Annotated in this window: 14 protein-coding genes; 12 read left to right on the top strand and 2 right to left on the bottom strand. The window is 29.1% G+C overall.

From position 1 onward, the window contains the following. The first annotated feature begins 622 nt into the window (after nt 1-622). From NSA23_RS09830 to NSA23_RS09800, 7 genes are all read left to right on the top strand, one after another. Nucleotides 623-1432 (top strand): MurR/RpiR family transcriptional regulator, encoded by an 810-nt coding sequence (locus NSA23_RS09830; protein WP_050069917.1) that lies wholly within the window; start codon nt 623-625, stop codon nt 1430-1432. Between the two features lie 170 nt (nt 1433-1602). After that, nucleotides 1603-1911 (top strand): PTS sugar transporter subunit IIA, encoded by a 309-nt coding sequence (locus tag NSA23_RS09825; RefSeq protein ID WP_042683444.1) that lies wholly within the window; start codon nt 1603-1605, stop codon nt 1909-1911. Then, a complete protein-coding gene (locus tag NSA23_RS09820; protein WP_246119239.1) occupies nt 1874-2581 on the top strand; it encodes an N-acetylmannosamine-6-phosphate 2-epimerase in 708 nt (235 codons plus the stop codon). The genes NSA23_RS09825 and NSA23_RS09820 overlap by 38 nt, the downstream gene beginning before the upstream one ends. Nucleotides 2582-2652: 71 nt before the next feature. Beyond that, nucleotides 2653-2970 (top strand): PTS sugar transporter subunit IIB, encoded by a 318-nt coding sequence (locus tag NSA23_RS09815; RefSeq protein WP_257490482.1) that lies wholly within the window; start codon nt 2653-2655, stop codon nt 2968-2970. A 16-nt stretch (nt 2971-2986) separates the two neighbouring features. Beyond that, on the top strand, nt 2987-4315 hold the full coding sequence (locus NSA23_RS09810; RefSeq protein ID WP_257490481.1) for a PTS sugar transporter subunit IIC: 1329 nt from the start codon (nt 2987-2989) through the stop codon (nt 4313-4315). 10 nt (nt 4316-4325) lie between these two features. Beyond that, nucleotides 4326-5132, top strand: coding sequence for an HAD family hydrolase (locus NSA23_RS09805; RefSeq protein WP_257490480.1), 807 nt, complete (start codon nt 4326-4328; stop codon nt 5130-5132). A 334-nt stretch (nt 5133-5466) separates the two neighbouring features. Continuing rightward, nucleotides 5467-7017 carry a DUF4127 family protein gene (locus NSA23_RS09800; RefSeq protein WP_222704841.1) on the top strand — a complete coding sequence of 517 codons (1551 nt, stop codon included), beginning with the start codon at nt 5467-5469 and terminating at the stop codon, nt 7015-7017. 167 nt (nt 7018-7184) lie between these two features. On the opposite strand, the gene NSA23_RS09795 is transcribed toward NSA23_RS09800, so the two are convergent. Continuing rightward, nucleotides 7185-8156: a dipeptidase gene (locus tag NSA23_RS09795; RefSeq protein WP_042683447.1), complete on the bottom strand. Its 972-nt coding sequence runs from the start codon at nt 8154-8156 to the stop codon at nt 7185-7187. Between the two features lie 32 nt (nt 8157-8188). Beyond that, complete coding sequence (locus NSA23_RS09790) at nt 8189-9370, bottom strand: DUF819 family protein (RefSeq protein WP_257490479.1); 1182 nt, start codon at nt 9368-9370, stop codon at nt 8189-8191. A 359-nt stretch (nt 9371-9729) separates the two neighbouring features. Here NSA23_RS09790 and NSA23_RS09785 point away from each other — a divergent pair, with 359 nt between their 5' ends. The 5 genes from NSA23_RS09785 to NSA23_RS09765 all read left to right on the top strand — a co-directional run bounded on the left by NSA23_RS09785 (nt 9730) and on the right by NSA23_RS09765 (nt 14299). Beyond that, a complete protein-coding gene (locus NSA23_RS09785; RefSeq protein WP_187116716.1) occupies nt 9730-10281 on the top strand; it encodes a cupin domain-containing protein in 552 nt (183 codons plus the stop codon). Nucleotides 10282-10317: 36 nt separating this feature from the next. After that, complete coding sequence (gene fsa / locus NSA23_RS09780; protein WP_042683449.1) at nt 10318-10989, top strand: fructose-6-phosphate aldolase; 672 nt, start codon at nt 10318-10320, stop codon at nt 10987-10989. Between the two features lie 134 nt (nt 10990-11123). Further along, the gene (locus NSA23_RS09775; protein WP_222704842.1) at nt 11124-11945 is read left to right on the top strand and encodes a MurR/RpiR family transcriptional regulator; all 822 of its coding nucleotides are present in this window, start codon (nt 11124-11126) and stop codon (nt 11943-11945) included. Between the two features lie 113 nt (nt 11946-12058). Further along, entirely contained in the window at nt 12059-13597 is a 1539-nt protein-coding gene (ptsG, locus tag NSA23_RS09770) for a glucose-specific PTS transporter subunit IIBC (RefSeq protein WP_257490478.1), read from the top strand. After that, nucleotides 13598-14299 carry an N-acetylmannosamine-6-phosphate 2-epimerase gene (locus NSA23_RS09765; protein ID WP_257490477.1) on the top strand — a complete coding sequence of 234 codons (702 nt, stop codon included), beginning with the start codon at nt 13598-13600 and terminating at the stop codon, nt 14297-14299. It abuts the gene before it with no gap. Nucleotides 14300-14438 lie beyond the last annotated feature (139 nt).

Genomic DNA, 14438 nt, shown 5'->3' with positions numbered 1-14438 from the left:
TGTTCATCACTACAGTTAGATAGAATATGAGGAATGTGGATGAGGATATAGAAAACAATATACCAAACCTAGTGTTTCTGTCTATGAGTGGGCGTATACCAAATATAATAGCTAAATCTGATTTTGGGATAATTATTCCCCCTTTATTAATTTAAGAGAGGTATTAAAAAATAAGTCTACGATAAGAAATAAAATACTATATCTACTAGATTTTAATATTATTTATAATTGCAACTAGATACTAGCTAATTATCTAGCTTATGTATAATTAATTGCAAATAAATTAAAATAGTTTTTGTAGAAAGCTAAATGAACAAAATTTGATTTCTAATGAATTATAATCCGTTATATGTTACTACAGAATTGAAAGAATTCTAGAGACAATGGTGATTTTACGCTTAGATTGTTTAAATAATTTAATAAATGTAATATTTAGAATCAAATCTATGTTGGCGTTTGTGATATTTTATAAAGTAGACAAAAGTAATATAAGGTATTAAAATTTAATTGAAGAAATTTTATTATGGAATACAGAAATAGAAAAGGTATTATTAGATTAATTGTTAATATTGTAAGATAATACATTATGTATTTTATTGGAGTTAGGAGGAAATATATTTATATGATGGCATCTGAATTTTTGACAAAAATAAAAAGTGTATACCCTTCGCTTACACCAAGTGAACAAATTGTGGCTAAGTATATATTAGAAAATTACCAAAACATAGTATTTACTTCTTTAAGTGAATTTTCAGAGGAATGTGGTGTAGGAGAAGCTACAATATTTCGTTTTTTTAAGAAAATAGGATTTTCAGGATATCATGATTTTAAAACAAATATGGCTAAAAACTTACGTAATCCAAAGGAGCCTGATTTTAGAAAAAAAGGTTGTGGGGTTTATAATGAAATGATTCAAATGCTTGATGAAACTATGCAGCTGACTGATATAGAGAGTTTAAGACAAGCTGCAAAATGGATTAAGGGAAGTCAAACAATTTATTTATTTGGGGTTGGTTTTTCTGGATTAGCAGCACAAGGTGCTCAAGGTAGATTGATGCGTCTTGGATATAAGGCGTATTCTTTTACTGAGCAACATATACAATTAGTATCATCTCATCTAATAACTGAGAAGGATACGGCGATAGCTTTTAGTATAACAGGTGATACAATAGAAACTCTTAATTGTTTAAAAAACTCGAAGCAGAATAATGCAAAAACAATAGCAATTACCAACCATTCTAGATCTCCTATAACAAAAATTGCAGATTTAATTATTTATACAGCTGGCAAAGAAGTGGATCAAGAAGGAAGTACCCTTATTACGGAAATGTCTCAGCTTTTCATTATAGAGCAAATTTGTTATTATCTTTTTGAAATAGATGAAAAGAAAATTAAATATATGAAAGAAAAAATATCTCGTTCAATTAAATGAGTAATTATTTGCTTAATTTCATAATAAAAATCAGCAGTTTAACTAAACTGTTGATTTTTTGTATATCTAATTTGAAATATATTCTCCAAAAAAATAAAACTGGAGAAATATGCTTTACAGGCTATTTTTATTTTGGTATAATGAAATAAAAATAATAATAGGAGGAAATTATGAATACAAATGAGATTGCTTTTCAACTTATTATGCATAGTGGAAATGCAAGAAGCAATATTATGGAAGCATTAAAACATGCACGAAATAATGAGTTCAAAAAGGTGGAAGAGCTAATGGCAAAATCTGATGAAGAACTGATAGTTGCTCATAAAATTCAGACAAATTTAGTACAAAGTGAAGCAAGAGGAGAAAGAAACGAAGTTTCAATTATTTTAGTTCATGCTCAAGATCACCTTATGACTGCATTATTAGCTAGAGATTTAGCAAATGAAATTATTGATTTACGAAAAACAAATAGAAGGTGATGATATGTTAGATAAGGTAAAAGGGAAGTTAATAGTATCGTGTCAAGCTTTAAAAGATGAACCTTTGCATAGTTCTTATATTATGGGTAAAATGGCAAAAGCAGCATGGCAAGGTGGAGCTGCAGCTATACGTGCAAATTCTGTTGAAGATATTAAAGAGATAAAAGCAGAAGTACCACTTCCTATTATAGGACTTATTAAGGCAAGTTATTCCGATTCAGATGTATATATTACACCAACAAAAAGGGAAGTAGATAAATTATTAAAAGTTGGTGTGGATATGATTGCTTTAGATGCAACAAATCGAAAAAGACCAAAAGACCAAGAACTTAAAGTTTTAATTTCTTATATTAAGAATAATAATTGTTTGGTCATGGGAGATGTTTCTACATTTGAAGAGGGAGTGATGGCAGAAAAGTTAGGTGTAGACTGTGTATCTACTGCATTAGCAGGTTATACTACATATTCTTCTAAAAAAGAAGGACCTGATTTTTCTCTTCTTACCAAACTAGTCAAAAATCTTAATATACCTGTTTTAGCAGAAGGACGAATTAATACTCCTGTTGAAGCAAAGAAAGCTTTAGATATTGGAGCATATGCTGTTGTTGTAGGTACAGCTATTACTAGGCCTAAAGAGATTACAAAAAAATTTGTTTATAGTATGATATGACAACTAAAATTATTTAAGAAAATTATTAGTATTCAAGTTGGTAAATTTAGCTTATAGGGAAGGAAAAGAAAATGTATGAGGTTTTAGTTTTATGTAGTGCAGGTATGTCTACTAGTATGTTGGTAGAGAAAATAAAAAAAGAAATAGAGAAAAAAGAAGTTAATTTAAATATTCAGGCAGTATCAATTACAGAAGGAAAATTTCTTATTAAAAAGGAGGAATACGATCTCCTTCTGTTAGGACCTCAAGTTGCATTCATGAAAGAACAAATGGAGCACCTAGTAAATGGTAAATGTCCAGTGAGAGTAATTAATAGTACTGATTATGGGATGATGAATGCAGATAATGTTTTAACCAGCATTATGGAAACTTTAAATAATAGAAAATAGAAAGGGAGGAGAAACTATGAAAAAGTTTTCAAGTAAAATATCAAATTGGCTAACACCAGTGGCAATGAAATTTTCAAACCAACGTCATTTATGTGCTATACGTGATGGTTTTGTTGTTTTAATGCCTCTTGTTATAGTATCTTCTTTTTTCATATTGATCAATAATGTTATATTGGATAGTAATAATGGGATATTAAGAAATATAGTTGATTTAAGTAGATATCAGGCAATTGGTAATCAAGTTTATAACGGAACACTTGGTTTTCTATCAATATTGATTGCTTTTACTGTTGCTTACAAATTATCAGAGAGCTATGGAGAAGATGGATTAATTTCAGGAGTTATTTCAGTTGCTGTCTTAGTGACTATGTTTCCATCTACGCTTGAAATAGTACCTATTGGTGCTGACAAACCAGTAGAAGTTATGGGGGCTATTAGTCAGAATGAAACCTCTGCTACAGGATTATTATTCGCTATTATATCAGCATTGGTTGGTACTGAAATATTTTTACGACTTCAGAAGAATAATAAGTTTAAAATTTCTTTACCTGATACTGTACCTTTGGCAGTATCTAAATCATTTAGTGCACTTATTCCAGCTTTTATTACATTAACATTATTTGGAGTTATTGTGTTTATTATAGAAAGTTTATTTGGATTTGGATTACAGGATTTAGTTGTAAAGTTAATACAAAAACCGTTAAGTGCTGTTTTTCAAGGTATGATTGGAATAAATATTGTAATGTTATTTCAAAATTTATTATGGTCTCTAGGAATACATGGAACTTTTGTATTAGGGCCAATTACCGAACCTACTTTATTAGTAGCTATTCAAGAAAATATTAATGCTTTTAATGTTGGATTAGATATTCCAAATATTGTAACAAAACCATTTATTGATAGTTTTGCAATGCTTGGTGGTGGTGGCTGTACTATAGGGCTGATAATAGCTATATTAATTGCTTCCAAGAGAGAAGAAGATAAAGGAATAGCTAAACTATCTATAGCACCAGGTTTATTTAACATAAATGAACCTCTCATGTTCGGGTTACCAGTAATTTTAAATCCAATCTTAGCAATTCCATTAATATTAGTGCCATTGATAAATTTAAATATTGCTTATATAGCAACCCGATTAGGTTTAATTTCTAAAACTGTTGTTATGGTACCATGGACAACACCACCTATTTTATCTGCTTATTTGTCTACAGCAGGAGATTGGAGAGCAGCAGTTTTAGCAGCATTATTAATTGGTATTTCTATAATAGTTTATCTTCCATTTGTAATGGCAACAAATATAGTTTCAGCTCATACAGAATTAGAAGACGAGAATACAGAAATATAGGAGGTAATTCATGTTAAAAACAATTTTTTGTGATTTAGATGGTACACTACTAGATAACAAAAATAGAATTGTACCAGGAACTGCAGAGGCTATCCGTAAGTTTACAAGTTTTGGTGGCGAATTTATAATTGCAACTGGACGACTAGATCATGATATAGTTTATGTTGAAAAGAGGATGGAAATAAGTGGCCTTTATCGTATTAGCCAAAATGGTGCAGTTATAAAAGATCATCATGGAAATATGTTTTCTGGAAAGAGGATTAATTCAGAGATTGCAAGACAAATATCAAAATTATTATATGAAAAAGATATTAGATTTGAAGTTTCAGACTTTAAACGTAGATATTTTCCATCTTCAAGACCAGAAGGAGAAGTAGCAGAATTCGTTGATTCTTCAATAATTATTCCTAATATGTATGAAAGGATAGGAATAGATATATTTCCTACTATATTTCTTATTTTTGGTAACTTAGATATTTTTTCAGAAATAAGACAAGAAGTAGCTGAAAAATATGGAGAGTTTGTTGATTGTGTTATTACTAGTAAGCATTCTTTAGAAATTATTCCAAAAGATGTATCTAAGGGAATGGCTATAAGAAAAATAATGGATGAGCTGAAATTGAAATCTAATCAAGTACATGTTATTGGAGACTCTGAGAATGATATATCAATGTATGAAGTTACTAAAAACTCTTATGCAATGGAACATTCTCCTATATCAGTAAAAGAAAAATCAACTTACATTTACAATACAGTCATTGATTGTATTAGGTCAATGTTGAATGATAGTTGTTCAGGTATGGAAAGAATAGATTAAACTGAAGAAAGAAATAAATAGTATGGTTAAAGTATAATATTAATTTTATCAGTATGATCATTAATAATAGTTATAAGGGAATAAAAGCAACCTTTTTAGTTCTAAAGAATTTTTGTTAATATCAGAATCAAAATATTGCTTATCATGTTCATGTATAAACTAAATTAGTTTCATAGATTTTTTATTCAAAGAAAAGAATCCATAGATTCAATGATCAATGTAGTTCAACTAAGAAATTTGCATTTTCTTAAAATGAATCCTATATAGATGAAGAAAATTAGTATTTTAAAAAATAAGTTATACAAAGCATTATGATACATCAAATGTTATGTTTATGATAATTGAGGTGATAAAAATTATAAAGATTTTATATGTTCCTTTGGATGAGCGTCCATGTAATTATTTATATCCACAATATATTTCTAAAACTAGAAAGGACATTGAATTAATTGTTCCACATAAAGAACTATTAGGAAATAAGAAAGAACCTGGAGATGTTAATAAGATTTGGGAATTTGTATTAGAAGAATCAGTTAATGCAGATATAATGGTTTTATCGATTGAAATGCTTATTTATGGTGGACTACTTCCATCTAGACTTCATAACTTGTCAAAAGAAGAAGGATCAAAACGTATAAATAATTTTATTACATTAAAAGAGTTAAATCCATTAACTCCAATATTTGGATTTAATTTAATTATGAGAACTCCAAGGTATAATTCTTCTGATGAGGAACCAGACTATTATGAAGAATATGGTGAAAAAATCTTTTATAGAGCATATTTAATGGATAAAAAAAGTCGTGTAGGGCTTAATGTGGATGAAGAAAAAATGTTAAATAAAATTTGTAATATTATTCCACAGGAATATTTGAAAGATTATGAAAATAGAAGAAAATTTAATCTCTTAATTAATAAAAGTATTTTAGAATTAGTTGAAAAGGATATAATTGATTTTCTTTCTATTCCACAGGATGATTCATCTGTTTATGGATACACAGCAAAAGATCAGAAAGTTATATATAGAAATATATTGAAGAAAAATATTCAGAACGATGTTATGATATATCCTGGTGCTGATGAAGTAGGAAGTACTCTAATTGCTAGGGCTTTAAATTATTTACTAGATAGGAGTCCTAAAGTATACCCTTTTTATAGCTCAACAAAAGGACCATTAATAATTCCACTATACGAAGACCGGCCTTTAAATGAAAGTTTAAAGGCACATATATTAGCTTCAGGATGCCAATGGATAAATAGCCCTGAAGATGCAGATTTTATATTAGCTATTAATTCACCAGGAGAAATAATGGAAGAAGCTACTTATCAAGATAATAAAGATATAAGCTATAATAGTTTCAGACAACTTAACTTCTTTGTTGATCAAATCTATCGGTTTGTTAATCAAAATAAGCCTGTTGTAGTTGCAGATAGTGCTTTTGCTAATGGTGGAGATTTAGAATTAATTCGATATTTAGATGAGTATAATGTGTTAGAGCGTTTAGTTTCATATAAAGGGTGGAATACTAACTGTAATACGTTAGGAACGTCTATAGCAGCAGGAGTATTTGGGCTTGAGAAACAAAATCAGTTATATATGAGAAAAAATTTACTATATCATTTATTAGAAGATGGGCTTTATCAAGCAAAAATTAGGAAAGTTGTGACAGATGATGTACTTCCATCATTGGGAGGAAATTATTTTCAGTTGAATGGTCAAGATGAAAAAGTTTCTAAAGAAGTAAAGCTAAGACTTAAACAGTTGTATGAAAAAATTATCAAGAAAAGCTTTAAGAATATATCAATTAATAATTTGAAAATCTATTTTCCATGGCATAGGATGTTTGAAATTGGGATTGATTTTGAAATTAGCAAAAATATTTAGATATTATAGCTAATTAAGTTAGAGTATTATCTTACTGTTATATATTAGGCAAGATTATTCAGACTGATTTGCATAATTGTGACAAGAGAAGACCGGAAAAATCCAGATATAAATTTTTTCAAACAATTAATATAAAAATAATGGACAAGATATCTTGTCCATTATTTTTATATTAATTCTTCAATGATTCTATAGAAATTCTTATAGCTTATTTTTTCAATATCTTCCTTGCTATATCCTCTATTTTTCATTTCTTCAATTAAATTATGGGTTTTAGAAGCATTTTCGAAGCCTAGAGTTCCTATAGTATTTCCCTCTACAAAATCATCAGTAGTATTATTTTCTAGAAAATCAAAGAAATCAAATCCAAAACCTACATGATCTACACCCATTATTTCTACCATATGGTCTAAATGATTTACTAAATGTTTTAAATCCTGTTTGTCCTTATCTAAATGGACAAACTCATTAAAGGAATTTAGTCCTATAAATCCGTCTCTTTCTCGAATAGCTTTCAGTTGTTCATCAGAAAGATTTCTTTTTACATTGCAAAGAGCTCTACAATTTGAATGAGAAGCTATAAAAGGTTTGGTAGTATTTTCATATATATCCCAGAAAGTTTTATCATTAGCATGAGATACATCAACTATTACTCCTAATTGTTCCATTAGATGGAGAGCCTTTTTTCCCAACTCTGTAACACCTCTTTTAGGATTTCCTCTTACTCCTGTAGCTAGTAAATTTTCTTCATTCCAAGTAAGAGAAGCGTGTCTTAGACCAAAGAGATACAAGGCATTTATCAAATCAATATTCTTTCCAATACCACTCAATCCTTCTGCACCAATTATAACAGCTAGTTTTTCTTCATTTAATGCCTTATTAAAATCTTCTTTTTCTAGAATAATTCTTAATATATCTTGATTTTCCATTATTTCTGCAGCAGTAGCTTCAACCATTTCTAATAACCTTTTTCTTGGAGTTTTATCATGTGGAGGGTCTGTCCAGAGTACAAAAATTCCACCTATAATATTTCCTTTTTTAAATCTATCTAAATGCCTATTTTTTATAATATTTTTCATACCTTTACTTCTTTGAACAGTAACATCTGTCCAGATATCACCGTGACAATCAAAAATCATATACTCATCCCTTCTCTACTAATATTTATAATTTAGAAAATGCTTAATAAATTACCAATAAATATACCAAAATAATTACCAATTACATATCCTAAGGTTCCTGCTAAAATTGATGGAAGAACTAAAGAGGTCCATCCCTTTGCAATAGCCATTGCTGCAGCTGTAGTAGGTCCACCTATATTTGCATTTGATGCAATAAGGATTTCTTCTAGATTAAATTTAAATATTTTCCCTAAGATTAGTATAAATATCATATTAATTATGACCATTATAGAACAGTATACTAATAATAGGGGTGATTTTGTAATAATAAGGTGTATAGAAGCTGGTACTCCAATAACTACAAAGAAAATATATATTAAGAAAGTTCCAATTTCCTGTGCTCCACCTATACTTCCAAAGAAATCTGGAAAATAAGTTGCAAGAAGCATAGTAAGAGTAGTAATAATTAAATATTTATTTCCTAAAAACCCATTAAGTAATGCTAGTCCAAAATTTCCAGTAGGAATAATACTAGCTAAAAAATTAGCCAAAGCATCAGATATAGCTACTATTATAAAAGCTATACTTACTGTGAAAGCGATATCCTTAAGGGAAATCTCTTTCTTATCCCAATAAGCTGCGGCTCTAGTCTTAGATTCTCCATTTTCTCCTACTTGTTCTAATTCGTTAATTAGAGGGTGATTATAATTCTTTTTAAAGAATGAAATTGATGGAATAGCTATGAGAATAAAGAAATATAAGGCCATATTTAAATTATCTGCTACTACTAAGGCAGAAATCAACTCCTTTGATACTACAAAATTATCAGCCATAGCTACAAAATTAACTCCGCCGCCAATATATGAGCCTGTCATCATACCTGCCATTTTATATAATTCAGGAATATGATTTTTTAATAAAAGGAAACCTAAAGTTGCTCCCAATGCAGTTCCCACAGCGCCTATGACAAATATGATAACCATACGCCCACTTTCTTTCCAAATCTTTTTAATATTTGCGTTAAATAATAGCATAGGCAATGCTAAAGGTACTACATAATCCCAAACCATATCATAGGTAGGTGCATCTGTAGGTATTATCTTAAAATTAGCTAGAGCCATAACTATATACAATAAAGAAAAGATAGAATTAGAATTTAAAGCTAAAAATAAAATAAATGATAAAATAGAAAATGAATTAAACTTTAATATAAAAAATAATAAAAAGAACACAAAAAAATAAACATGTGCTCCAACACATGTTTATTTAAAAAACTATTTAGTTAATTTATTCTGCAACCTCTTGTATATTTATTATATCCTATTTTAAAAAAAATAACAATAAAATTTAATTTATTAAATACTAGTTATTTATCTAACACTTAAAGAAGTGGCTTTCCTTCCATATAATAATTAAAAATCCCCCTTTAGAAAATATAATTTTTAAATTATATAAAATATTTAACCAAATTCTGTTATGTTTATAGTATAATATATATTTTTAAATAATTCAATATATTGAATATTATTTAGTGTATTGAAAACTATATTATGGTAAAATATTAACGATATCTTTTATAGGAGTGAGTATTTTGGAAATAGATATAGGTTCAAAAATAAAAGAATTAAGAAAAGAAAAAAACATAAGTATTGCAGATCTCTCAAAACTATCAGGAGTTAGTGCTGGACTAATAAGCCAAGTTGAAAGGAATGCTGTCAACCCTTCAGTAGCTACTCTTTGGAAAATATCTAAAAGTTTAAATTCATCTATAGGCTATTTTTTTGATGAGGAACCTACTCCAGTATTTAATCCAATAGTAAAGAAAGATAAAAGGAAGAGGATAGTCACCTCAGACACTATTGCTACTTATGAATTATTAACACCAGATTTGAATAGGAAGATAGAATTTTTATATATAACTATTAATCCAGGAGATTCTTCAAGGACTGGTCTCATTAACCATGATGGAGAAGAATGTGGAATAGTCATTAAAGGCAAATTAATGGTTAAAACTAAGGACAAAGAATATATCTTAGAAGAAGGAGACAGTATTTATTTAGATAGTACTATACCTCATAGATATATAAATATTGGAGAAGAAGAATGTATATCTATTTGGGCCATGACGCCACCTAGTTTTTAAGATTTAAAAAAATTTAAATAGATAGGGGAGATTAATATGGAGTTATTTTTAGATACAGGAAATATACAAGAAATTAAGGAACTAAATTCTATATTGCCCATTGATGGAGTAACTACCAATCCTACCTTAATAGCTAAGGAAAACAAAAGGATATTCCAATCAGTAAAAGAGATATCTAATATAATAGGGGAAGATAAGATAATACATGTACAAGTAGTAAGTAGTGATTTTGAAGGAATGATGGAAGAAGCTAGATTTTTAAATAAGCTTCATAAAAATATCTTTGTTAAAATACCAGTTACTAAGGAAGGCTTTAGAGCTGTTAAAGAATTATCTAAAGAAGGTATAAAAGTGACAGCAACAGCTATATTTACAGCTCATCAGGGAGTTTTGGCAGCTAAAGCTGGTGCCAGCTATGTAGCTCCATATGTGAATAGACTAGATAATATTTCAGGGGATGGAATAAATGTAGTAAAAGATCTTCTAACGATATTTAAAGAATACAATTCTAATTGTAAAGTGTTAGGTGCAAGCTTTAAAAATGCTCAACAAGTTCTAGAAATATTTAAACATGGAATTCAAAGTGTTACAGTACCGGCAGATGTAGCTAAATCTCTAATGAACCATCCTTTAACAGATTATAGCGTAGATAAATTTGTATCAGATTGGGAAGAAGTATTTGGAGAAGGAACTAAAATAATAGAATAGTGGAATAGGACAGTAGTTTGATAATTTTTGCTATAGATTAGAAGGTACTGTCCTTATATTTAACTATATAATTAATGCTAGATTCTAAATTTAAAATTTATTATGATATAATTGGTATCTAGGAAGGTGATATATTGGATAATAATATTTTACTTCAAATACAAAATAAATATCTATCATTTTCAGAAAAGGAGAGAATGATAGCTGATTACATTATTCAGCATAGTAGTACTTTAAAAAATATTAATATTAATGATTTAGCAGAAAAGACAAATACATCCAATTCTACTATTACTAGGTTTTGTAAAAAGATAGGTTGTAAAAGTTTTATTGAAATGAAGATGCAATTATGTGCATCTAATGCTACAGAAAATAATGCTGCTACTGATGATATTTTCCAAGAGGTATATTCTTATTATAATACTACTATTAGCGGAACTAACAAGATACTAGACAAAGAAATAATCTTAAAATTTGTAGAAGAAGTTAAGAAAGCCAATAGGATATTTATATACGGGTTTGGAAGTTCTGGATTAACAGCTTTTGAGATGAAATATAGATTGCAGAGAATGGGGATGATAGTAGATGCTGTAACAGATCCACATATTATGGCAATGAATAGTAGTCTTTTAACAAAAGATGATATGGTTATAGGAATTTCTAATTCTGGTACTACAGTTGAAGTAATTAAAGGATTGAAAGAAGCTAAAAGAAAAGAGGCTTTTGTTTTAGTAATAACAAGCTTTGATGACAGCCCTATAAACAAGTATGCTGATCTATCAATAATAACATATAATACAAAATTTGTAGGAGAGAAAAATTTTATAAACAGTCAGTTGTCAACAATTTATTTAATAGACATTCTATCACTTTTATTATTAGGAGATAAAGAACTATCTTCTTCTATGAATAAAACATTAGAGGCGGTAGATAGGTATAGAAAAGCGGACGGATAAAATTATCTGTAACGCTTTTTTTATTTTTGAGATTTATTAGAAACGCTTGCAAAAACTATTTTCTTTGATATAATAATCATGAAAATAGTTTTCATAAAAAGGAGTGAACGAAAATGAATAATGCATTTAGTAAGGCTCAAAAATTCGGCAAGGCTTTTATGCTTCCTATAGCAGTTTTGCCAGCAGCTGGACTTTTGCTTGGCATTGGGGGAGCTTTATCAAATCCTAATACTATAGAAGCTTACCCATTTTTAAATATAGGATGGTTACAAACTTTATTTACGATAATGAGTATGTGCGGGGAGATAGTTTTTGCTAATTTACCAGTACTATTTGCTGTAGGAATTGCAGTAGGATTGGCTAAATCAGACAGGGGAACAGCTGGTCTTGCAGCGGTATTATCCTATCTTGTTATGAATACATCAATAAAAGCATTATTAATCATAACTGGCAAATTGGCTACTGATAATATTGCATCCGTTGGTCAAGGAATGACTCTTGGTATTCAAACTCTTGAAACAGGAGTTTTAGGTGGAATATTAATAGGGACTGTAACATCAGTTATTCACAACAAATATAATAAAACTCAATTGCCTGAGTTTTTAGGATTTTTTAGTGGCTCAAGATTTGTACCTATAGTATCTTCAGAGGCGGCAATTTTAGTTGGTATTATACTATTTTTCATATGGCCTCCAATTCAACATGGCATTGCAGCTATGGGTAAGGCTGTTACTGCTACTGGATATATAGGAACCTTTTTTTATGGATTTATTTTAAGAATGTTAGGACCTCTTGGTTTACATCATATATTTTACATGCCATTTTGGACTACTGGTATTGGAGGTTCAGAAGTAATAAATGGCACTTTAGTTGAGGGAACTCAAAAGATATTTTTTGCCCAATTGGCAGAACCAAATGTAAGTAAATTTTTTATTGGAACTTCAAGATTTATGGCTGGTAGATTTTTAACTATGATGTTTGGTCTTGTAGGAGCAGCTTTAGCTATATATCATACGGCTAAACCAGAAAACAAAAAGAAAGTTGCAGGATTCCTTATGTCAGCAGCTTTGACTTCATTTTTAACAGGTATTACGGAACCATTAGAGTTTTCATTTTTGTTTGTTGCACCATTTTTATATGTAATTCATGCTTTGTTTGATGGATTATCTTTTATGTTAGCACATATATTTAAAATAACTATTGGACAAACATTTTCAGGTGGTTTTATAGACTTTATATTGTTTGGAGTATTGCAGGGAAATTCAAAAACAAATTGGGTTATGGTTCCAATTTTAGGAATAGGTATGTTTTTACTTTATTATTTAACTTTTAGAATATTAATAACTAAATTTAATATAAAAACACCAGGAAGAGAAGATGAAGCATCAGAAGAAAGCTTGGAGGTAGTCACAGGTAATGATAGAGCAGAATCTATAGTTAAGGCCTTAGGTGGAAAAGAAAATCTTGATGAAGTAGATTGCTGTGCCACAAGATTGAGAGTTACTGTAAAGAATAAAGAATTAGTTAATAAAGAAATGCTGAAAAATACTGGTTCAAAAGGAACTATAATACAAGGTAATGGAGTACAAGTAATTTATGGTCCTTCTGTAACTATAATAAAAAATGAAATCGAAGAGCTCATAGGAGAGTAAATGGAAAAGAGGGATATGATGGTTTTAGACAAAATAAAAAATGGGCTAATAGTTTCTTGTCAAGCTCTTGAAGATGAACCATTACACAATTCATATATAATGGGAAAAATGGCCTTAGCAGCAAAAAAAGGTGGAGCTGTAGGTATAAGGGCAAATTCCAAGGAAGATATTGCTGAAATAAAAAAGATGGTAAATTTACCTATAATAGGTATAGTAAAAAGGAATTATAAAGATTCTAATGTTTATATTACTCCTACAATGGAAGAAGTAGATGAACTTGTTGAAGTAGGAGTAGATATAGTGGCTATTGATGCTACAAATAGAAAAAGGCCATATGGGAAAAGTCTTGGTAATTTTGTTAAAGATATAAGAGAAAAATATTCTAATATAATATTAATGGCTGATATATCTAATTTTGAAGAAGCAATAAAAGCAGAAAAACTTGGCTTTGATATTATAGCTACTACATTAGTAGGTTATACAGAGTATTCTAGAGAAGAAAGTATTGACAAAAATGATTTTGATTTTTTAAAGAAAATTATAACAAATGTTAATATTCCAGTAATAGCAGAAGGCAAAATAGATACACCACAAAAAGCAAAAAGATGTTTAGAATTAGGTACACATTCTGTAGTAGTAGGAAGTGCTATTACAAGGCCACAAATAATAACAAAAAAGTTTGTTGATGAAATAAAAAAGTAGAATAGATAAAAAAGGGGCTGTTTCAAAATAAAAAGCCCATAAAAGTAAAACAGGCCGAAGAGCGGTAGCTCTTCGACCTGTTTTTTAGTATAATTTATCTGCAATGAAATCACATACTAAAATTAATTATAAAGCAAAA

Origin of the sequence: Anaerosalibacter massiliensis (assembly GCF_024623155.1) — a bacterium.
GTDB lineage: Bacteria > Bacillota > Clostridia > Tissierellales > Sporanaerobacteraceae > Anaerosalibacter > Anaerosalibacter massiliensis.
Note: the sequence above shows the minus strand (reverse complement) of the source record. Positions and strands in the feature narration are given on the sequence as shown.

Bases quoted from the DNA above. Each gene is read 5' to 3' on its own strand.
- NSA23_RS09830 (WP_050069917.1), top strand. From the start codon at position 623: ATGATGGCATCTGAATTTTTGACAAAAATAAAAAGTGTATACCCTTCG.
- NSA23_RS09825 (WP_042683444.1), top strand. From the start codon at position 1,603: ATGAATACAAATGAGATTGCTTTTCAACTTATTATGCATAGTGGAAAT.
- NSA23_RS09820 (WP_246119239.1), top strand. From the start codon at position 1,874: ATGAAATTATTGATTTACGAAAAACAAATAGAAGGTGATGATATGTTA.
- NSA23_RS09815 (WP_257490482.1), top strand. From the start codon at position 2,653: ATGTATGAGGTTTTAGTTTTATGTAGTGCAGGTATGTCTACTAGTATG.
- NSA23_RS09810 (WP_257490481.1), top strand. From the start codon at position 2,987: ATGAAAAAGTTTTCAAGTAAAATATCAAATTGGCTAACACCAGTGGCA.
- NSA23_RS09805 (WP_257490480.1), top strand. From the start codon at position 4,326: ATGTTAAAAACAATTTTTTGTGATTTAGATGGTACACTACTAGATAAC.
- NSA23_RS09800 (WP_222704841.1), top strand. From the start codon at position 5,467: ATGATAATTGAGGTGATAAAAATTATAAAGATTTTATATGTTCCTTTG.
- NSA23_RS09795 (WP_042683447.1), bottom strand. From the start codon at position 8,156: ATGATTTTTGATTGTCACGGTGATATCTGGACAGATGTTACTGTTCAA.
- fsa (WP_042683449.1), top strand. From the start codon at position 10,318: ATGGAGTTATTTTTAGATACAGGAAATATACAAGAAATTAAGGAACTA.
- ptsG (WP_257490478.1), top strand. From the start codon at position 12,059: ATGAATAATGCATTTAGTAAGGCTCAAAAATTCGGCAAGGCTTTTATG.
- NSA23_RS09765 (WP_257490477.1), top strand. From the start codon at position 13,598: ATGGAAAAGAGGGATATGATGGTTTTAGACAAAATAAAAAATGGGCTA.